Here is a 17,757-nt window from a genome sequence, read left to right as displayed (position 1 = left end):
CTGCACGATGGTTCAGTGCAGAGCGAACGAGCGTGCGTCCTTCTACTTGCTATTTGTTGTGTATCTCGGCGGTAAGGCTCTGCGCCTCGTCCGTCTCGTCCGCCTCGATGAATTCACGCTCGTGGGCGATCGTGATTCTCGAGAGTTGTTCGGGGCGCGGCGGCTTCGTCACGAGCGATCCGACGATGCACGCGACGAGCGAGAGCGGCAGCGAGACCGTGACCTGCGAAAGCGCGGGCATCGCAGTTCCCCACAGCAAGACGAGGTACGAAATCGAGCCAACGATCACGCCGGAAAGCGCACCGACGTTGTTCATCCGCTTCCACCACACGCCGAGCAGCGTGGGGAAGAAGAGACCGGATGCCAGAAGTCCGACTGCCGCGCTGTAGAGCAGTGTGAGCAGCTCGGGCGGGTTCAGCGACAGCACCAGCGTCAGAACACCGAAACCCAGCACACTCCAACTGGTGAGGCGACGCTTTGTCTTATCGTTCATATTCGGCTTGAGTTCTGCGACCAGGTCGTATGCGAACGCGCCACCGAGTGCCAGAAGCATAGCGCTGACGGACGACATGACCGCAGCGAAGATGCCCGCGTATGCGAGACCGGCGACCCAGGCGGGCGTCTGCTTCGCAAGGAAGATGAGGAATGTCGTGTCGGGTGCGGCGAGATCCTCCCCACCCTCGAGAATCACGACAGCGGCCACGATGAACACGGTCGTGACGACTGCGGTCACGACGTACAGGCCGAGGCCGATCGCGAGCGAGGCGCGACCCTGCCGTTCGTTCTTCGCGGCGAAGATACGCATCACCGTGTGCGGTAGTACCGCGTTGACCGTCGCCCAGATCACGAAAGCGCCAATGTAGGAGGCGAGTGGGAATGACTCCGTGCCTTCCCACTGCGGGCGAAGCGTCGTCGCGAGGTCGTACAGGTTTGCCGCACCGCTGTTCGCGCCGAGCGCGAAGCCACCGCAGATGACGACGACCGAGATCATCAAGAGTCCCTGGACGAAGTCGGTGAGCGTCACCGCCCGCATTCCGCCGTAGAAGGTGTAGAAGATGTACACGACGCCGACGCCGATCACGGACCACTCGTATGAGAATCCGAAGAGCTGCTCACCCAGCATGCCCCCGACCTTCATCTGTGCGACGAGGTATGCGACGAGGGTGCCGATCAGGATCAGCGGGACGATGACGTTGAGGGTCTTGTTGTTGAAGCGCTTACGGATGAACTCCGGCACGGTCGCAACATTCATGTTGCGTAGCGTCTTGGCGAGGAAGAACGTCGTGATGAGATACCCCAGCGCGACGCCGCCGTTGTAGGCAGTGATGTAGCCCCAGCCGCCGGCGTACGAGAGGCCGATGTTACCGAGCATGGTGCCGCCGGTTGCGAACGCCGCAAAGATGGCGAAGCCGTTGACCCACACATTCACATCGCCGCTGCCGGTGAGGTAGTCCTTGCTGGTCGACTTCTTCGACCGCATCCGTGCATACACACCGACCGCCACCACGAAGATGAGGTAGATCGCAAGGATGATCAGGGGCACGATGTTATCGACCATGGTTCAGCCGCTCCTCTTGCTGGTGCGGATCAGCAGCAGCATCTCTGTCTCGGGTCACAACGAGGTCGATGATCAACACGATCAATCCGACGAACATGATCGCCATGAGCATGATGTTGATGATCGGTACTGAACCGATCAATGTCTCGTACGACCAGGGCGTCAACGCCACAATCGACATCACGACGACGACGAGCGTCGAGACGAGGCGGAACCTCGATATCTTGAAGAACCCCCGAGACGCCGATGTCCGAGGTTGCTGGTTTGGCACAACGATTCCTTTCGTACCTTCTACTTTGGGTGTTCAGAAGTTGGGCGTGCGTTTGCCGACGAACGCTGCGAGGCCTTCGTCGCGTTCAGCCGTGCCGAAGAGCGCGGCCTGCGCCAGGAGTTCGATTTCCAGGCCGGCGGTCAGGCTCGTGTCGGTGGAGGAACGGATGGCCCGTTTCGCGAGACGCAGCGCGAGGGGTCCGCGTTCTGACATCGCCTGCACCAAGGCGATGGCCGCATCCCGAATCTCTGCTGCGTCATGCAGTTCGCTGACGAGACCCAGCTGATGGGCACGTTCGGCGCTCATCACAGCGCCCGTTAGGACGTGGTAGTTCGCCACGGAGATGCCTGCGTAGCGCGAGAGCAGCTGGGTGCCGCCGGCACCGGGAATGATGCCGAGGCCCGTCTCGGGAAAGCCGAACTTCGAGGCGGGGGTTGCGATGCGAATATCGCACGCCAGCGCAAGCTCGAACCCGCCGCCGAGCGCGAAACCGCTCACGGCGGCAACACTCGGCAGCGGCGACTCGCGGATCGCGGTCATCCAGTGCTGCATGCCGGTGTCCGTCATCTCCGCAACGCGCTTGCCCTGAAGCTCGGTGACATCGGCACCAGCGGCAAAAGCCCTGTCGCCCGCACCTGTGATCACGACGCCGTGTACCGACTGATCATCGCGCCAGGTATCGAACTGCTGCGAGATCGCTCGCACCACGTCAAACGTCAATGCGTTGAGCGCGTCCGGTCGATTCACCGTGATGATCCCGACTCGGCCACTCACCTCGGCAGTTACTGCATCATTCATTGCGCACCATATTCGTAGAATCCGCGGCCGCTCTTCTTGCCGAGCCGGCCCTCGGCTTCGAGATCCAGCAGTGTCCGAGATGGACCTCTCGACGGGTCTCCCGTCTCCTGCGCCTCAAGCCTCTTGATTCCGACGTTCACGTCGATGCCGGTCATGTCGAGCAGCGCGAAGGGGCCGATCGGATGACCGAGGCCCTTCGTGACCGCCGTATCAATCTCCTCTGGCGTCGCGACGCCCGCCTCGAGCAGAGCGATCGCCTCGTCGAAGATCGCACCGACGATGCGGTTGGCGATGAACCCGAAGATCTCCTGCTTCACCACGACGGGGGTTTTTCCCATGCGCTCGGCGAGGCGCACAGCGCACTCGATCGTCGCTGGCGAAGTATGCGCGCCCCCGACGACTTCCACCAGCTGCATCACCAGTGCCGGGTTGAAGAAATGCATGTTGCACACTCGGCCAGGATTCGGCACATCGGCGAGCCGGCTCGACACGATACTCGAACTGTTCGTGGCGAAGATCGCGTCAGAGGGGGCGAACCTGCCGAGTTCCGCGAAGAGCGCGCGCTTCGCGTCGAGATCTTCGAGGATGGCTTCAATGACGAAGTCGGCGTCTCCAACGGCACTGGCAAGATCGGTGCTCGAGCTCAGGCGCGGAAGGGCCGCCTCGACCTGCTTTGCGTCCAACTTCCCGCGTTCGACGGATCGCGCGACCGTGCCTCGCACCCTCATGAGGGCAGCATCGATCCGCTGCTCATCAATATCCACCACGGTGGTCTCGCACCCGGCAAGGGCCGCGAGCATCGCGATCTGGCTGCCCATGGCGCCGGCGCCGACCACGGTCACGCGTGTGATCTCAGCCACAGGTTCCTCCAGTTGTTGTTTGCTCGTGTGCATCGTCGAATCGGATCACTTGGCGCAGCTGTGCGCCGGAGGCCAGTGCATCCATGGCTTCATTGATGTGTTCCAACGAAACCTCCGAGCTGATCAGCCGTTCGATGGGGAGGCGTCCGCGTCGCCACAGATCGATGAACTTCGGGATGTCTCGTCGCGGGACGGCGGATCCGAGGTAACTGCCCACGATCGTGCGGGCTTCCGCGACCAGTCCGAGCGGACTGACCTCGCTCATCGCTCCTGCCGCAGGGAGCCCGACTGTTACCGTGGTGCCTCCTGGCGCTGTCAAGGCGACGGCAGTCTCAAAGCCGCGCGGATTTCCGGTCGCGTCGATGACGAGCTCGCTCCGCGCCGCCTCGGTCATGGCGCTCGCCGGATCGAACGCCTGCTCGGCACCGAGCTGCACAGCGAGCTCGCGCTTGCTCAGCACTGCATCGACTCCGATCACAGGATGGCCGAGCGCGAGCGCCATCAGGATCGCAGCCATGCCGACACCGCCGAGACCCACCACGATGACCGTGGCACCAGGGGTCGGATTCGCCGCGTTCAGAATGGCTCCACCGCCGGTCAACACTGCGCAGCCCAACACTGCCGCGACGTCAGGGGGCACATCGTGACCGATTGCGACGACGGAGCGCTCGTCCACGACGGCGCGCGTCGCGAAGCCGGAAACGCCGAGGTGGTGATTGACCTGCTCGCCGGTGTCCGCGAGTGTGCCCAGACGAAATCCTCCGCCGATCAGTTCACCCGCCTCGTTCGACTGGGAACCGAGTGAACAGGGCAGGCGCCCGCCAGTCTGACATTGCGTGCACTCCCCGCAGCGAGGGAGGAAGGTCATGACGACGCGATCGCCGATGTTGATATCTGTGACGTCCGGTCCGAGCTCTTCAACGATCCCGGCTGACTCATGACCAAGAAGCATCGGAGTGGGGCGGGGGCGCACACCTTCGACCACAGAGAGATCCGAGTGGCAGATGCTTGCGGCCTCGATGCGTACGAGGATCTCGCGTCCCTGGGGTGCTGCGAGTTCCAAGTTTTCGATGGTCAACGGCCTCGACTGCGCGAAAGGAGCCGACGCATCGAGCCTGCGCAAGACTGCGCCTCGAACGTGTCGCCCTGATGGACCCACTGCATTCATCTCCGGCCCTTCCGTTTCGCCATTGAACGTGCTCCAGCCAACCAGATTGGCCTCGTCTTCAATATGTCGCGGCCAACATATCTGAAGCCCCAAAGTGTAAATTGCTATACGTGATTGATTCCATCTCTCGTCTCCTGCATCTCCTGGGCGCGGTGCCGGAGGACGCCAGCCGGATCAAGGAGCTCACATCGACGCTCGGTCTTGAGCCCTCCAGCGTGGCGTCGGTGAATCACCTACGAGAGGAAATGCTGCAGGCGCGGCAGCAGCGCGAGGCCGCACGCATCATTGTCGAGGCGGCGACCAGCATCAATGCCGCAGTCGACGTCGATGAGACGCTCGAACTGGTGTGCCGGAGAAGCAAGCTGCTCCTCGGCAGCGATATGTCTTACATCAGCCTGAATCTCTCCCCAGAGCAAGAGACGTACATTCGAACGACTGACGGCGTGCTCACACCGGAGTACCGGTCGCTGCGCATGCCGCTGGGTACTGGCATCCTGGGCCAGGCAGCCGGAGGATCCACGATTGCCCAGACCGAGTCGTACCTCGACGACGATTCCTTCCCTCATATCGAGGCGGTCGACGAGGCGGTCAGGCTCGAAGGAGTGAGATCGATCCTCGCTGTCACCATGAGCGTGAAAGGTGAACGACTCGGTGCGCTCCTCGTCGCCGAACGCCACGGCCGACGCTATACATCCCGCGAAGTCGACCTGCTCAGCCAGATTGCCGGGCTTGCTGCCATCGCGCTCAAGCGCGCCGAACTCATCGACGAGCTACGCGCCCGGCTCGTCGAGCGAGATGAAGCCCGTGCCGAGGCCGAAACCCGCAATGCGTTCCTCGCCAGAATCGAAGGGTTCGATCAGAGGCTCTTCGACCTCCTCAAGCAGGAGGCATCCCCCGGTGAACTTGCTCACGCTGTCTCCGAAGAGATCGAGACGGAGGTCCGCTATCTGCATCGCTCAGAGCTTTCGGGATACCCCACGAGAGGAACGGTCACCTGCACGGCTGTTGCGGGCGACCGCATTCTCGGTGCCCTCGAAGCGCAGGGCGAGCTGGGGCACGAACAGCGCCTGCTCCTCGAACGCGGTGCCCCGGTGCTGACCGCAATGATCCTTTTTGAAGAACGCGGCGCGGCCGCCTCCGCCGAGGAACAGCAAAGCCTCGTCCTGCGATTAGGGCAGGGGGCGGGTCGCGATTGGAAGCAGATCGCTGGCCAGTTGCAGCGCTACTGGCTGCGTGAGGGCGCGAAGATCGATGTGCTGGCTGTGGGGTGCGGCAATGTGCACGCCGCGCGCACCGAACTGCGTGATCTGATTGCGCGCAGGGGCGGGATCACCGGCGAATCGGACGGACTTCTGGTGATCATCGGATCGAACCTGCCTGGCGAAGAGGTGGAGCGATTCCTCGCTGCAACCGGCACGCGATCGCGGGTCGCCGAGGTCGAAACTGTGCTCACCGCGCTGAGTGTGCAGCAGGCGCTGCAGCAGACGCAGCGCACAGTGCGCGCGATGCAGGCGCTTGACATCACTGGCGTGGCCGACCCGCGATGGGACCTCGGGCTCGCCGGGCTCACGCTCGCGCATCTTCCCGCTTCGACCGCAGCAGAGCTCATTCGGCACACCCTCGCACCCCTGATCGAGTACGACGACACCCACAACACATCGCTGCTCAACACAGCATGGGAGTACCTCGAATTCGACGGAAACGTGGAGGCTGCGGCCCGCACGCTGCACATCCATCCCAACACGCTTCGGCAGCGGGTCCGTCGAATAGGTGAGCTGATCACACCAGAGTGGGCAACAGGGCGTCTGCGCACTGACCTTCACGTGGCCCTTCGACTCTGGAAAGTGCGCGAGCACGAACTTTCACGGCACAACGACTAGCAGGTCACCCTGCTTCGCAGGCGAACTGGAAGTGCGGGAAGATAGAAGGCATGACTTCCTCCGCCCCGCAGACGCAGCGCAATGCCCTCGCACCAGGCCTGCTCGCGGCGATCGCACTTTTCCTCTCGCCCCTGTTCCCCGAGGGGACCGTCGCAACGGTGATTCTTTACCTCGTCGCGATCCTCGCGGTCATCGTCGCGTGGTTCGCGTTCACTGCAGGGCAGTGGTGGTGGAGCATCGTCTTCCTTGCCGTCGCGGTGATCTGGAATCCGATCTTTCCGTTCGGCTTCAGTGGTTGGGTGTGGACGGTCGCGCACTTCGTCGCGGCGCTGGCGTTCATCACGGCCGGGGCGCTGGTCAAGAACGAGCGGACCATCCCCGCGGCGTGACCTGGCCCGGGGGGAGCGGCCAGATGAGAAACTTGAAGGATGAGCACGACCATTCCTGCAGACCTTCCTCTGACGGATGCTGAGATCCTCCGCATCCGCGAGGACTTCCCGATCCTGCAGACCGAGGTGAACGGGCATCCGCTGGTCTATCTCGACTCCGGCGCGACCTCGCAGCGTCCGCTGGCTGTCCTCGACGCGGAACGTGAATTCGCCACCACACTGAACTCCGCGGTTCATCGCGGCGCGCACACCCTCGCCGCTGAGGCGACCGAGGTATTCGAAGACGCACGCGGCACCCTCGCGCGCTTTATTGGTGCCGATGACGACGAGATCGTCTGGACCTCCAACGCCACAGAGGCGATCAACCTGGTCGCGTACTCGCTCTCGAACGCGTCCATCGGCCGCGGGGGAGCGGCGGCCGCGAGGCTTCGGATGGGCCCTGGCGACGAGATCGTCACCACCGAGATGGAGCACCACGCCAATCTCATCCCGTGGCAGGAACTCGCTGCGCGCACCGGCGCGACCCTGCGCGTCATCCCGATCGACGATGACGGCGCCCTGCGGCTCGATGAGGCCACGATCAACGAGCGCACCAAGCTCGTCGCCATCACCCACGTCTCCAACGTGCTCGGCGTCATCAACCCGGTCGAGCAGATCATCGCAGCCGCCCACGAGGTCGGCGCACTCGTGCTGCTCGACGCCTGCCAGTCCGCACCGCATCTGCCGCTCGATGTCCGCGCGCTCGATGTCGACTTCGCCGTCCTCTCCGGGCACAAGATGCTGGGGCCCACCGGCATTGGCGCGCTCTACGGGCGTCGCGAGCTACTCGAAGTGATGCCGCCGTTCCTTACCGGTGGATCGATGATCACCACCGTCACGACAACGGAGGCTGAGTACTTGCCACCGCCGCAGCGGTTTGAGGCTGGCACTCAGCGGGTGTCGCAGGCGGTCGCGCTCGCCGCAGCAATCGACTATCTCACCGCGGTCGGGATGCCACGGATCGCCGATCATGAAGAGCGTCTCGGCCGCCGCCTTGTCGATGGACTCTCTGCGATCGATGGCGTGCGCGTGCTCGGCGCGGGCATCGACCTGCCGCGAGTGGGGCTGGCGAGCTTCGACATCCCTGGCATCCATTCGCATGACGTCGGGCAGTTCCTCGACGATCGTGGCATCGCCGTGCGGGTCGGCCACCACTGCGCGCAGCCGTTGCACCGACGTCTCGGTGTGACATCGTCCACCCGCGCCAGCACCTACCTCTACTCGACCGAGGCCGAGGTCGACGCCGTGATCGAAGGCGTCGTCGCGACCATTGAATTCTTCGGAGTGCGCTCATGAGTTCCAGTGACCTGCAAAATCTCTACCAGGAGCTGATTCTCGACCACTCCCGCACACCGCACGGCTTCGGCTTGCGTGATGAGGTCGCGGCACAGTCCCATCAGCTCAATCCCACCTGCGGTGACGAGATCACCCTGCAGGTGCATCCCGCCGCTGACGGCACGATCGAGGCTGTCGCGTGGGAGGGCCACGGCTGTGCGATCTCGCAGGCCTCGGCGTCGCTGTTCGCAGAACTCGTCGAAGGTATGACGGTGCCCGAGATCCAGACGCGCATCGACTCATTCCGTGAGGCGCTGCGCTCGCGGGGCAAGATCCAGCCCGATGAAGAACTGCTCGGCGATGCGGCAGCCCTCGGCAGCGTCTCCCGCTACGTCGCCAGGGTGAAGTGCGCCATGCTCGCCTGGGTTGCGGCCGAAGATGCACTGCGCAAGTTGAACTGAAACGGAATTCCGGGCCGCGAACTTCGCAAGGGCGAACCGTCTGCCAGTGAGCCCAGCGGACATGTGACCCAGAGAGTCGTCTCATTTCCCACCGTGACGCTTCGTTAACGCTCGTGTCATCGACAGGTGACCGCTGAACGTCGGGCGCGGATGCTGTTGAGATGACTCACCTCGTCAGCGTGGCGCAGCTTTTGCATCTGCAACGCTCCGCAGAGCACGGTGCCGGCCCCGCCGTGCGGTTGCTCGATGTGCGCTGGCGACTCGACCGGCCGGAAGGCAGGCCCGAGTATGTGCGGTCACACCTGCCCGGCGCAGTGTACGTAGATCTCGAACATGAGCTCGCGCGTCGAGGGCAGCCCGAAGAGGGGCGGCATCCACTGCCTGAGAGCGTTGACCTTGAGCGGGCAGCCCGCGGCTGGGGCCTGAGCGACGGCGACATCGTGGTCGGTTACGACGACAACCGCAGCGTGCCCGCAGCTCGTCTGTGGTGGTTGCTGCGGCGCTCCGGGATCGACGCGAGAGTGCTTGACGGCGGCATTCGCGCGTGGGTCGGCGAGGGGTTGCCGGTCGAGACGGGAGATGTCCGCCCGGCTGCCGGCAACGTCTCGCTCCATCACCACGACGACGACGTCTCTCTCAATCACGACGGTGTCTCTCTCAATCACGACGGTGTCTCTCTCAATCACGACGGTGCGTTCGACGTGTTGGAGATCGAGGAGCTCGGTGACTTCATCGAGCATGGGGTTTTGCTCGATGTGCGCACGCCTGAGCAGTACAACGGCACGCGCACGGCAGGTGCGCCCGTCGCGGGTCACATTCCCGGCGCGGTGAATCTGCCGGCGATGGTGGCGGTCGCAAGCGATGGCCGGCTGCAGCATCCCGATGTCCTTCGGCGTATCTTCGCCAGCGCCGGTGTGGATGCGGACACCGTCGTTGGCGTGTACTGCAGCTCGGGGGTCGCCGCCATGCACTCGGTGCTTGCTTTAGAACACGCGGGGATTCGTGCGCGCGTGTACCCGGGATCTTGGAGCCAATGGTCGAACACGCGGGGCAAGCCTGTCGCGGTCGGCATCCTGCCATCGGGACGTCTGACGACAGTGTGAGCGTTCCCACGGGCCGAGTGAGGACCTGATGGAAGGGATACCAAAACTGGTCAAAACCGCAGTTGAGTGGGAGAATGCCCGCATGGGGGAATCATTCGGGGAGCTTGAATCGGCGCGCGTGGCGCGCATATTGAGGGAAGACATCGTGTTGGGCAGAAGGATGCCCGGTTCGAAGCTTGTAGAACGCGATATCGCCGCCGAACTTGACGTCTCCCGTCTGCCCGTGCGCGAGGCGATCCGCGCCCTCGGGTCCGAGGGGATCGTCGTCGCCCGCCCCCGAACCTGGGCCATCGTTCGCGAGTTCACGTTCCACGACATTCAGGACTTTGCCGAGGTGCGCGAGTCCATCGAGACACTGCTGTTCGTCTATGCGACAGAGCGCCACGACGAGCAGGGCCTCGCGAGCTTGAGGCAGCTGTTGGAGCGGGAGGAGCGCGCGGCACACGCAGGCGATGTATGCGAGTCTCGTGCCGTCGCCGGTGCGTTCCACGAGTACATGGCAGTGCTGGCAGGAAATGACATGCTCACCGAGCTGGTCCAGGTCTTCGCCACGCGACTGAAGTGGGTATTCGGTGCGCACGATGATCTGGTGGCGATGGCTGCGGAACACCGCGGGCTGTTTGAAGCGATCGCATCGCGTGATGTCGAGCTGGTGAAGATGTTGGTGTCTCGGCATCTGGCTGCGGGGCGAAGAGACGCTGAGCAGCGCTTCATAGACGCGGCGTCACTAAATGCAACGTCGAACCGCTAGATTTATGCACGCGGAGGGGGACTCCGATCAGTGGGAATATGCATGCGAATCTTCACCCTCGGCCTGGGCGGCCTTCTGCTTCTGAGCGGGGTAGTACTTGTCGTGCTCGCCGATCAGGAACGTGAAGTGGCACTCGAGCAAGCAACACGGAACGTCGTCGTGTTGGAGCAGAGCCTAGAACGTGCGCGCGCGATGAACCTGACGCACGCTGAGACGCTGACCACCCTGCGATCGGCGATCGCTGATGAGCAGGCACAGCTGGCCGATACTGAAGGGTTCCTGGAGTGACGTTTCGACGGGCGCTCGCGATCATCATGAGCTTCGTGGTCATCGGCGGCGGCGCGATCGCTGCCAAGTCTCAGGCTCTTGAAGATCAGCGGGCGGAGTTGGTTGCCCAGGCAGACAGCCTACAGACGCAGATTGCGTCAGCTGGCGCCAGAGGCGGTTACATCGAGTCACTGATCGCGCACCATGAGGATGAGAAAGCCGACCTTGATGCCGTGCTCGCTGTGCGGCCTGACTTCGTCGCTGAGGTCGCGGCGCTGAGTGACGCGCTCGAAAAGGCCAAGGGGAAGATCGACACTGCAGCGCACCTTGCAGCGGCGATCGCCACGCAAGACGCGGTGCTCGTCGAACGCGCTGACCCCGTGGTCGTGACGAATGCGACAGCGACGATCCACGCGCTCACGGAAAAGGTGAGCGGCGAGCTTGGTACGTGGGAGGCTGCGCAGCGGCGCACTCCGGCGGCAGCGGGTCCGCTCTGGTCAAGCAGCGGACCGGATGGATATGCCAGGGTGCGTGCCGCACTCGATCGTGTCGGAGGTGGCGGAGTCGGTCTCTACGAATCGGCGTCTTGCGCCGGCGGGTCTGCGCCCGCGTGCGCGAACAGCAACGGCTACATCAAGTATCGCGCTGACGTGGCAGGGTGGAATGAGTCCCGGTTGAACTGGGCCATGGCGCACGAACTCGGCCATATCTATCAGTTCAAAGTGTGGGGAACGTTGAACTCATCCTCGGCATATCAGTCGATGTTCGGCGGAGATCCTGAGTTCCTCGCAAACTGCATGGCGCTCGTGCGTGGATACCCCGGGTCTGTGGGGTGCGATGGAGACCAGCAGATCTGGGCTTCAGCGATCTGGGTGGGGGCCGTGCGCTGACAGGCGCTAGCTCACCGGCGTCGTCGTGTCAGTCGCCTGCCGTAACGTCCCGCGCATCGCGCGCCAGTAGCCAGTCGGAGACAGCCTCACCAGCACGTCGATGAGCCGCGCTTCACGCCCGACCATTGTTCGGGCCCTGCGGCGTTCGGTCGCGCGGATGATGCGTGCCGCGGCATCCGCTGGTTCGGTGTGGTACATCGCAGCCTGGGCTGATGCTGCGCGTGCGGCGACAGCAGGATCGATGGCGGCGGCGTAGCGTCCGTGGAGGATGATGCCTGTGCGCACACCCGCCGGATACACGGCGCCGACGCTCACCGCGCTGCCCTCCAGCTCGTGGCGCAGAGCCTCAGAGAAACCGCGCACGGCGAATTTGCTCATCGCATAGGGGATGCGTCCTGCGGGCGCGGCGAGCGCATAGACGCTGGCGAGATGGGTGATGTGCGCAGCCGGTGCCGCGCGCAGTGCCGGCAGCAGTGCTTTGGTGATCGAGACAGTGCCCCATAAATTCACATCGACGAGCCAGCGCATCTCCTCCATGGTGAGCTGCTCGAGGGTGCCGAGCATCGAGGAGCCGGCACAGGTGATGAGCGCGTTGATCTGCGGGTGAGCGGCGGTGATGGCTGCGACGGTTTCCGTCACAGCCTCGTCATCGCGCAGATCAACGACGTGGACGGTGACTGTGCCTGGCAACTCGGAGGCCAGGGACTCCAGAGCTTCGGCGTTGTGGTCGACGAGAGCGAGGTGTGCGCCGGCATCGGACAGCTGGCGCGCGATCTCCGCACCCATGCCGCTGGCGGCGCCGGTGATGACCGTGGTGTGTCCGGCCAGGGTGAGCTGTCGCATCCAATCCTCCTCCTGGCGCATTCGGGTATGCGCCGTTCGCTTCTTTGCAGTCGGGGAGAGCCTGTTGAGTCTATTCTGGCCGACACGGACGTCTGCCGGTAACGGTACGCTTTCGAGAGGAGGTTGTGGTGGGACGAACTGCGGATGCTATCGCCGAGGGCGTCGCCATTGCCACGGCCGCGGCACGGCTGACGGTGAAGAATCAGATCCTTGTCGGCACGATCGCTAAGGGTGGGGTGTTCGATGCCACCCAGTACCTGGATGTCGCGCGCGACGCGCTGCATGCGATGGCAGCGGAATCCGAGCAGGCGGCCGAGATGGTGACCACGTTGCGCCGGCGTGCGCGGGGTCGTCACTCTGATCCATCGGGTACGCACGACTACCGCGATCGCGACGTGCGCAACCTCCGCCGCCGAGCCAAGCAGTCGGCTGGTGTCGCCGATCGGCTGAAGGCGATGGCAGAAGACCCAGAGAAGCTGGGTGTGCTCGTTGAGGATGCTCGTGAGGCTGCCTGGGGTGATGTGCGTGGCAATCTCGATCGCCGATTGCACGTCGAAGGCATGCGTCCTGACCAAGATCCTGAATACGAGGTCATGCGCGAGGCGCGGATGCAGGCGCTTCGCCTCGTCGATCTGCAGGCGTTGTCGTCGCAGCAGCGTGCAAAACGCAAGCGCGAAGCGGCGGGTTGACGCCCGGTTTCGCGTTCGGGCCCTCCGTCATGTATTCTTTGTGAGGCCCGTTCCACTGGAACAGGCCGAAAATATGCGCCCGTAGCTCAATGGATAGAGCATCTGACTACGGATCAGAAGGTTAGGGGTTCGAGTCCCTTCGGGCGCACAGAGTATTGAGACAGTGAATGGAAAAAGGGCCGGTTATCGGCCCTTTTTTCGTTTCTGGGGTCTTCTGATCGCGTCTGATGCGAATTAGAGGAGCTTGAGGTCGCCGCTGCCTGTGCGTCCGCGTGAATCCGCGGAAACGGGACGATAGATGTCTCGTCGCCGACGGCGAATCAGAAAGCTTTGTGTGCACCTATGTGTGCATCTCGACCGCAGCGCCAGTCCTGTGAGGTGGCAAACGTGGTGCCAGTCCTGTGGGCGTTCAACGGCCCTCAGGCGGCATGATCGACAGCCGCTGGATCTCCTGTGTCGGCCAAGATTCAGTTCCGATGTCCTGACGTTCCGTCACGATCTTGTCGAACATCCGAATCAATGGGCCGAGATCTTGCTGGTCTGATCCGACTCGAGCTGCTGTGTGGTTCTCTTCGCCGTGAACGGGGCGCCAATCCAGCTGCCAGCCGGCCTGAAATGCCACGCGATTCCAGTAGATGCGTTGTGTGCGGCCGTTGCCCTCACGGAACGGGTGGATGTAGTTGATTTTCTCGTAGTGGTAGGCCAGCCGTTCGACGAATGTCTTTCTGCCGAGTCCGACGAGGAACTGCTGTTCGGCGAGTTCTCTGAAGCAGATCGCAGCGGCGTTCTCGATGAAGCCGTAGGGCAGGAAGAAGTCCGCGTCAGGGACGCTCTTGCGTACGTCGACCGTGCGCAACTCACCGGCCCAGTCGTAGACGTCCTGGAACAGGTGAAGATGAATCGCCTGCAGCTCGCGGAGGTCGTTTGTTGCAGGTGCTGGAGCCTCAAGTAGCTGGAGCGCTCGTGCAAAGGACAGGTCGGCTTCGGCGAACGAGAGCTCTGACGTCGATGTGGCGCCGACAAGGTTTCGAAGGGCGTTGCTGCCGGGAATCAGGTATGGGTCGAAGAAATCAGGAGAGGCCATACCGGGCACGTACTCGATCGACGAGTTCGTGTGAATCGATGGTGCCCGCAATGTACGAGTCAGCATCGGCGCGAGTGCCGGGCGTCACTGTAAGGCCTTCGATCTCGGCGCTGTGGATCGCGGCATCTACCTGAAAGGCCCGTGCTTCAGTGATGGTCATGTTTTCTCCATCTGTCCCATCTGATTCTACCCGGTAAGCAGTGGGCGTGGCAGTTATGGATGGGTCAGGTATCGGATTTCTACACGCTGGCGGCGACCGCGTATGTGGACGAGAATGATTCGGATGGCGAACGCGCGGACTGCCAGTCCCAAGAATCCGTGCCCACGTTTTGCGTCAAACTGAACAAGAAGGGTGACGTCGCCTGAAGCGGTGGACTGTCGCCCGTCTCGCACAGTGCCGATGGCGCAGAAGCGCCGTGATCGAGTTGCGTGCTGAAAACTTCGCTGATCGGCCCGAAACGAGCGCCATATGGATGTGTGCACGAATGTGTGCACGAGCAACCGCGACCCCAGTTATTACCTGGATCTGGCTCTCCCAGCCTTATTACTACGGAGCAGAAGGTTGGGGGTTCGACCCTGCGGACGGATGCTGCACGCGCAGGGGCAGATGGAGATCCTGCACGCCGCGCCCGCTCAGCGTCGGCCAGAGCACATCGGCGCTGTCGTCGGCGAGCGGCAAGTGATGTGGCACGCCGATCGTTGCCACACCGGCTGCACGCGCGGCGGCAAGACCGACCGGAGAATCTTCGATCGCGACGCAATCCGCCGGATCGACGCCCAGCAGCTCGGCAGCGCGAAGATAAGCGTCGGGGAACGGTTTGCCCCGTGACACATCGTCGCCGGTGACGATCCTGTCGAATGTCCCGGAGGGGAGGACCGTGAGGATCTCCTCGGCGTATCGCCGGTAGGACATCGTCACCAGAGCCAGCGGCACGCTAGCGGCCTTGATTTCGCTCAACAGGCTCCGCGCGCCCGGGCGCCAGTCGATTCCCTCTGCGCGGGTGCACTCCAATGCCAGTTCGAGCCAGCGCGCGACGATCGACTCAGATGAACCCGACGCCCCGAGTGCATGGATCACACGCGCACCATCGGGCAGAGCGAGTCCGATCAGCTCGTCGAGCGCTGACCGCGGCGCGACCACGTCGTCCTCCGCCAGCATCCGCACGGCCGCAGTGATCCAGTGGCCTTCGGTATCGACAATGGTGCCGTCCATGTCCCACAGGACCGCGGCAGGCGGACGACGGGTGTGTGTTCGGGGGTAAAGCATTGGATCTCCTGTGGTGGTACGGCAGTGCCCCGCCCTCGGGAAGGGCGGGGCACTGTGGAATGTCAGTCGATGCGGATCGGCTCGGATTCGATGGTCGCCGGAGCGAGGCCCTGAACGGTGCCGGTCACCTGGACAGTGATGTCCTGGCCCTTCCACTTGCCGACCAGGTGGAACCGATCGGTCGTGGCGCCGTCGATCGGCTCACCGTCGGCCATCCACTGGTAAGCGAACTCAGTGCCATCGGTCCAGTCGCCCTCTTCGACCGTGAGCTTCGCACCCGGCTTGATGCCGAGGTGGTGCGTCGAGACGATCTTCGGAGCGCCAGCCACGATTCCTTCCACGGTCGTGCTCGCGACGAGCGGGTTGGGGATCACAGCCTCGCGCAGCCAGGTGTCGCCTGCGAAGTCATAGGCCTTCACCACAACTCGGTCGCCATAGGCTTCGAGCGTCAGCCCCTGGTTGATGTCACGCGTCACGATCTCGTCGATGCCGGCGGTGTTCTCTCCACGTGCATCCCATTCCACGTGCATCGCGATGGTGTTCACTGCCCAGAACCCGTCGGCGTGCCCATCCGCGGTACGGCGCTGCACTGCCCAGTCGCCGAGCTCGGCGGGGTAGTGCGTGTGCCCGGAGAACACGATCGCGTTCGGGTAGTTGCCCAGGATGCTGGTGAGCCGGTCGTTCATTTGATGGTGACCGTGGTACCAGGGGATCCACGACGCTGACACCGTGTCGCCGAGAGGGAAGTGCGTCATCACGGCGACCTGCTTGTCGAGCGCGGTCCAGTGAGCGAGACGCTCCTCGAGGAACTCCACCTGAGCATTGCTCATGGCAACGTCCGTGGGGCTTGCGAACTCCTGGCCGAGGACGATCACGGGCAGATCGCCCGACGGTCCTTCGATCACGTACTCGTCCCACACACGGTCGCGCTCAGCGAACGTGAGGAACCGGTTGCTGTTCGCGCCGAAACCGCCGGCGGCATAGCGCTCGTGGTTGCCCATCGACGCGATGGTCTGACGCGGGCGGATGTCGGCCGTGGCATCCATCACGTCATAGATCTCATCCCATTCCGCGTCTGAACCGGTGTTCACGATGTCGCCGACCATCAGCATGGCGTCTGCACCCGGCAGGAGCTCGGCGTAGTCGCCGAGAGCGTGCTGCAGATCCTGCGGGTGGCCCTGGATGTCACTCATCACCCAGGCGCTGGTGGGGTCGCCGGTCGGAGCGGCAAGCGCCTCGTGCACGGTGACAGAGGCGATCGCCCAGTATCGAGCGTCGGCGCCGCCGGACAGGTTCCAGGTGAAGACGGCGTTCTCGGCTCCAGCAGGAACATCCACCGTGACATCCTGTGCGTAGTTCAGCTGGCGCGCGTCGTAGCCGTCGGCGACGGACGCCGAATCGAGCCGCAGGATCTCGGTCGTCTCGCCTCCGTCGAAGCTCACCCCGACGGTGCCGGACTGTCCGGCCGCGCCGCGATAGTGGCTGTCGAAGGTGAGGCGTACTGCCCCCAGTCCCTCGACGGAGACGGGAGCGCCGGTGAGAGTGGTGTCGAACGGCAGGTCCCCGAACTGCTGCGCGTCGGCCACGACGATCGTGTCGAGCGCACGGCCGAAGCGTTTGCGCATCTCGTCGACGTCGGCGGTCCATTCGTCGCGGGTGGTGAACTGCCAGCCGCGGTACTCGTCGGCGCCCTGGTCGGTCATGGACTCGTCGAAGCTCACGGTCCACTGATCGGCCCCGTTAGTGCCGAAGGCTTCGCGTGCGATGACCTCGTCAGTGTCATTGTTCGTGACGATCGGGTCGATCTCGACGGCGGCGTTCGAGTCACCCGGCGCAGGCTGCTCGGGGTCGCCGGTGATCGTCAAGGTCGATCCGGCCTGAGTGTCGACAGCGGACGGGACGCTCTGGCCAAAGCTGTCGACGGCGGCGGCGGGAACGGCGGGAACGGCGATGAGGCCGATCGTCGTGGCAACGACGATCGCGCGCCGCAGATGCGGGCGGGAGCGGTTGAGGGGAGGCATCGTGATCCTTTCGGCGGGCGCCGGGGTGGCGTTGCCTCGAGTCTCGACACCGTCTTCGAACGTTCGATGAACACCTCGCCAACGGGGTGCGAAACCGGCCGGTATCCGCCGAAATGGCAGGGACGGCTGTGCACAGCTGTCCA

Annotated in this window: 19 protein-coding genes and 1 tRNA gene; 10 read left to right on the top strand and 10 right to left on the bottom strand. The window is 63.7% G+C overall.

What is annotated here, in order from left to right:
• Positions 1 to 49: 49 nt before the first annotated feature.
• Genes ACSU1G_RS19055 through ACSU1G_RS19035 form a run of 5 tightly spaced genes read right to left on the bottom strand, consistent with a single transcriptional unit; the run spans position 50 to position 4,655 of the window.
• Complete coding sequence (locus tag ACSU1G_RS19055) at positions 50 to 1,558, bottom strand: sodium:solute symporter family protein (protein WP_439281552.1); 1,509 nt, start codon at positions 1,556 to 1,558, stop codon at positions 50 to 52.
• Positions 1,548 to 1,829, bottom strand: coding sequence for a hypothetical protein (locus tag ACSU1G_RS19050; RefSeq protein ID WP_439281551.1), 282 nt, complete (start codon positions 1,827 to 1,829; stop codon positions 1,548 to 1,550). Before ACSU1G_RS19050 ends, ACSU1G_RS19055 begins: the two co-directional genes overlap by 11 nt.
• Positions 1,830 to 1,862: 33 nt before the next feature.
• Entirely contained in the window at positions 1,863 to 2,627 is a 765-nt protein-coding gene (locus ACSU1G_RS19045) for an enoyl-CoA hydratase/isomerase family protein (protein ID WP_439281550.1), read from the bottom strand.
• Entirely contained in the window at positions 2,624 to 3,463 is an 840-nt protein-coding gene (locus ACSU1G_RS19040; protein ID WP_439281549.1) for a 3-hydroxyacyl-CoA dehydrogenase family protein, read from the bottom strand. Before ACSU1G_RS19040 ends, ACSU1G_RS19045 begins: the two co-directional genes overlap by 4 nt.
• Before the next feature lie 16 nt (positions 3,464 to 3,479).
• Positions 3,480 to 4,655, bottom strand: coding sequence for an alcohol dehydrogenase catalytic domain-containing protein (locus tag ACSU1G_RS19035; protein WP_439281548.1), 1,176 nt, complete (start codon positions 4,653 to 4,655; stop codon positions 3,480 to 3,482).
• 110 nt (positions 4,656 to 4,765) lie between these two features.
• Between ACSU1G_RS19035 and ACSU1G_RS19030 the strand changes: the two genes are divergently transcribed.
• The 8 genes from ACSU1G_RS19030 to ACSU1G_RS18995 all read left to right on the top strand — a co-directional run bounded on the left by ACSU1G_RS19030 (position 4,766) and on the right by ACSU1G_RS18995 (position 11,710).
• Entirely contained in the window at positions 4,766 to 6,535 is a 1,770-nt protein-coding gene (locus tag ACSU1G_RS19030) for a helix-turn-helix domain-containing protein (RefSeq protein WP_439281547.1), read from the top strand.
• Between the two features lie 50 nt (positions 6,536 to 6,585).
• Complete coding sequence (locus tag ACSU1G_RS19025; protein WP_439281546.1) at positions 6,586 to 6,924, top strand: DUF6804 family protein; 339 nt, start codon at positions 6,586 to 6,588, stop codon at positions 6,922 to 6,924.
• 39 nt (positions 6,925 to 6,963) lie between these two features.
• Positions 6,964 to 8,259, top strand: a complete 1,296-nt coding sequence (locus ACSU1G_RS19020; protein WP_439281545.1) for a cysteine desulfurase — start codon at positions 6,964 to 6,966, stop codon at positions 8,257 to 8,259.
• Positions 8,256 to 8,699: a Fe-S cluster assembly sulfur transfer protein SufU gene (gene sufU / locus ACSU1G_RS19015; RefSeq protein ID WP_439281544.1), complete on the top strand. Its 444-nt coding sequence runs from the start codon at positions 8,256 to 8,258 to the stop codon at positions 8,697 to 8,699. Before ACSU1G_RS19020 ends, sufU begins: the two co-directional genes overlap by 4 nt.
• 161 nt (positions 8,700 to 8,860) lie before the next feature.
• On the top strand, positions 8,861 to 9,802 hold the full coding sequence (locus ACSU1G_RS19010) for a sulfurtransferase (RefSeq protein WP_439281543.1): 942 nt from the start codon (positions 8,861 to 8,863) through the stop codon (positions 9,800 to 9,802).
• Between the two features lie 82 nt (positions 9,803 to 9,884).
• Positions 9,885 to 10,553, top strand: a complete 669-nt coding sequence (locus tag ACSU1G_RS19005; RefSeq protein ID WP_439281542.1) for a GntR family transcriptional regulator — start codon at positions 9,885 to 9,887, stop codon at positions 10,551 to 10,553.
• 42 nt (positions 10,554 to 10,595) lie between these two features.
• A complete protein-coding gene (locus tag ACSU1G_RS19000) occupies positions 10,596 to 10,841 on the top strand; it encodes a hypothetical protein (protein WP_439281541.1) in 246 nt (81 codons plus the stop codon).
• Positions 10,838 to 11,710: a hypothetical protein gene (locus ACSU1G_RS18995; protein WP_439281540.1), complete on the top strand. Its 873-nt coding sequence runs from the start codon at positions 10,838 to 10,840 to the stop codon at positions 11,708 to 11,710. Before ACSU1G_RS19000 ends, ACSU1G_RS18995 begins: the two co-directional genes overlap by 4 nt.
• A gap of 6 nt (positions 11,711 to 11,716) precedes the next feature.
• Here the strand turns inward: ACSU1G_RS18995 and ACSU1G_RS18990 are convergent, their stop codons facing one another.
• Positions 11,717 to 12,553, bottom strand: a complete 837-nt coding sequence (locus ACSU1G_RS18990; RefSeq protein WP_439281539.1) for an SDR family NAD(P)-dependent oxidoreductase — start codon at positions 12,551 to 12,553, stop codon at positions 11,717 to 11,719.
• A 128-nt stretch (positions 12,554 to 12,681) separates the two neighbouring features.
• On the opposite strand from ACSU1G_RS18990, the gene ACSU1G_RS18985 reads away from it, so the two are divergent.
• Together ACSU1G_RS18985 and ACSU1G_RS18980 are read left to right on the top strand one after the other, a co-directional pair.
• Positions 12,682 to 13,242 (top strand): asparagine synthase, encoded by a 561-nt coding sequence (locus ACSU1G_RS18985; protein WP_439281538.1) that lies wholly within the window; start codon positions 12,682 to 12,684, stop codon positions 13,240 to 13,242.
• Positions 13,243 to 13,317: 75 nt separating this feature from the next.
• A tRNA-Arg gene (locus tag ACSU1G_RS18980) sits at positions 13,318 to 13,390 on the top strand.
• 261 nt (positions 13,391 to 13,651) lie between these two features.
• On the opposite strand, the gene ACSU1G_RS18975 is transcribed toward ACSU1G_RS18980, so the two are convergent.
• From ACSU1G_RS18975 to ACSU1G_RS18960, 4 genes are all read right to left on the bottom strand, one after another.
• Positions 13,652 to 14,326, bottom strand: a complete 675-nt coding sequence (locus tag ACSU1G_RS18975; RefSeq protein WP_439281537.1) for a Fic/DOC family protein — start codon at positions 14,324 to 14,326, stop codon at positions 13,652 to 13,654.
• Positions 14,313 to 14,486: a hypothetical protein gene (locus tag ACSU1G_RS18970; RefSeq protein ID WP_439281536.1), complete on the bottom strand. Its 174-nt coding sequence runs from the start codon at positions 14,484 to 14,486 to the stop codon at positions 14,313 to 14,315. Before ACSU1G_RS18970 ends, ACSU1G_RS18975 begins: the two co-directional genes overlap by 14 nt.
• Before the next feature lie 387 nt (positions 14,487 to 14,873).
• Entirely contained in the window at positions 14,874 to 15,593 is a 720-nt protein-coding gene (locus ACSU1G_RS18965; RefSeq protein WP_439281535.1) for an HAD family hydrolase, read from the bottom strand.
• 62 nt (positions 15,594 to 15,655) lie between these two features.
• Complete coding sequence (locus ACSU1G_RS18960) at positions 15,656 to 17,614, bottom strand: DUF4073 domain-containing protein (protein ID WP_439281534.1); 1,959 nt, start codon at positions 17,612 to 17,614, stop codon at positions 15,656 to 15,658.
• Positions 17,615 to 17,757 lie beyond the last annotated feature (143 nt).

This window comes from Microbacterium sp. A93 (genome assembly GCF_051842835.1).
The sequence above is the reverse complement of the archived record's forward strand: the minus strand, read 5'-3'. Positions and strand labels throughout refer to the sequence as shown.

What these genes read in the sequence shown, in the direction of transcription:
- ACSU1G_RS19055 (WP_439281552.1), bottom strand. Translation starts at nt 1,558, where the DNA reads ATGGTCGATAACATCGTGCCCCTGATCATCCTTGCGATCTACCTCATC.
- ACSU1G_RS19045 (WP_439281550.1), bottom strand. Translation starts at nt 2,627, where the DNA reads ATGAATGATGCAGTAACTGCCGAGGTGAGTGGCCGAGTCGGGATCATC.
- ACSU1G_RS19035 (WP_439281548.1), bottom strand. Translation starts at nt 4,655, where the DNA reads ATGAATGCAGTGGGTCCATCAGGGCGACACGTTCGAGGCGCAGTCTTG.
- ACSU1G_RS19025 (WP_439281546.1), top strand. Translation starts at nt 6,586, where the DNA reads ATGACTTCCTCCGCCCCGCAGACGCAGCGCAATGCCCTCGCACCAGGC.
- ACSU1G_RS19020 (WP_439281545.1), top strand. Translation starts at nt 6,964, where the DNA reads ATGAGCACGACCATTCCTGCAGACCTTCCTCTGACGGATGCTGAGATC.
- sufU (WP_439281544.1), top strand. Translation starts at nt 8,256, where the DNA reads ATGAGTTCCAGTGACCTGCAAAATCTCTACCAGGAGCTGATTCTCGAC.
- ACSU1G_RS19010 (WP_439281543.1), top strand. Translation starts at nt 8,861, where the DNA reads ATGACTCACCTCGTCAGCGTGGCGCAGCTTTTGCATCTGCAACGCTCC.
- ACSU1G_RS19005 (WP_439281542.1), top strand. Translation starts at nt 9,885, where the DNA reads ATGGGGGAATCATTCGGGGAGCTTGAATCGGCGCGCGTGGCGCGCATA.
- ACSU1G_RS19000 (WP_439281541.1), top strand. Translation starts at nt 10,596, where the DNA reads ATGCGAATCTTCACCCTCGGCCTGGGCGGCCTTCTGCTTCTGAGCGGG.
- ACSU1G_RS18990 (WP_439281539.1), bottom strand. Translation starts at nt 12,553, where the DNA reads ATGCGACAGCTCACCCTGGCCGGACACACCACGGTCATCACCGGCGCC.
- ACSU1G_RS18975 (WP_439281537.1), bottom strand. Translation starts at nt 14,326, where the DNA reads ATGGCCTCTCCTGATTTCTTCGACCCATACCTGATTCCCGGCAGCAAC.
- ACSU1G_RS18970 (WP_439281536.1), bottom strand. Translation starts at nt 14,486, where the DNA reads ATGACCATCACTGAAGCACGGGCCTTTCAGGTAGATGCCGCGATCCAC.
- ACSU1G_RS18965 (WP_439281535.1), bottom strand. Translation starts at nt 15,593, where the DNA reads ATGCTTTACCCCCGAACACACACCCGTCGTCCGCCTGCCGCGGTCCTG.
- ACSU1G_RS18960 (WP_439281534.1), bottom strand. Translation starts at nt 17,614, where the DNA reads ATGCCTCCCCTCAACCGCTCCCGCCCGCATCTGCGGCGCGCGATCGTC.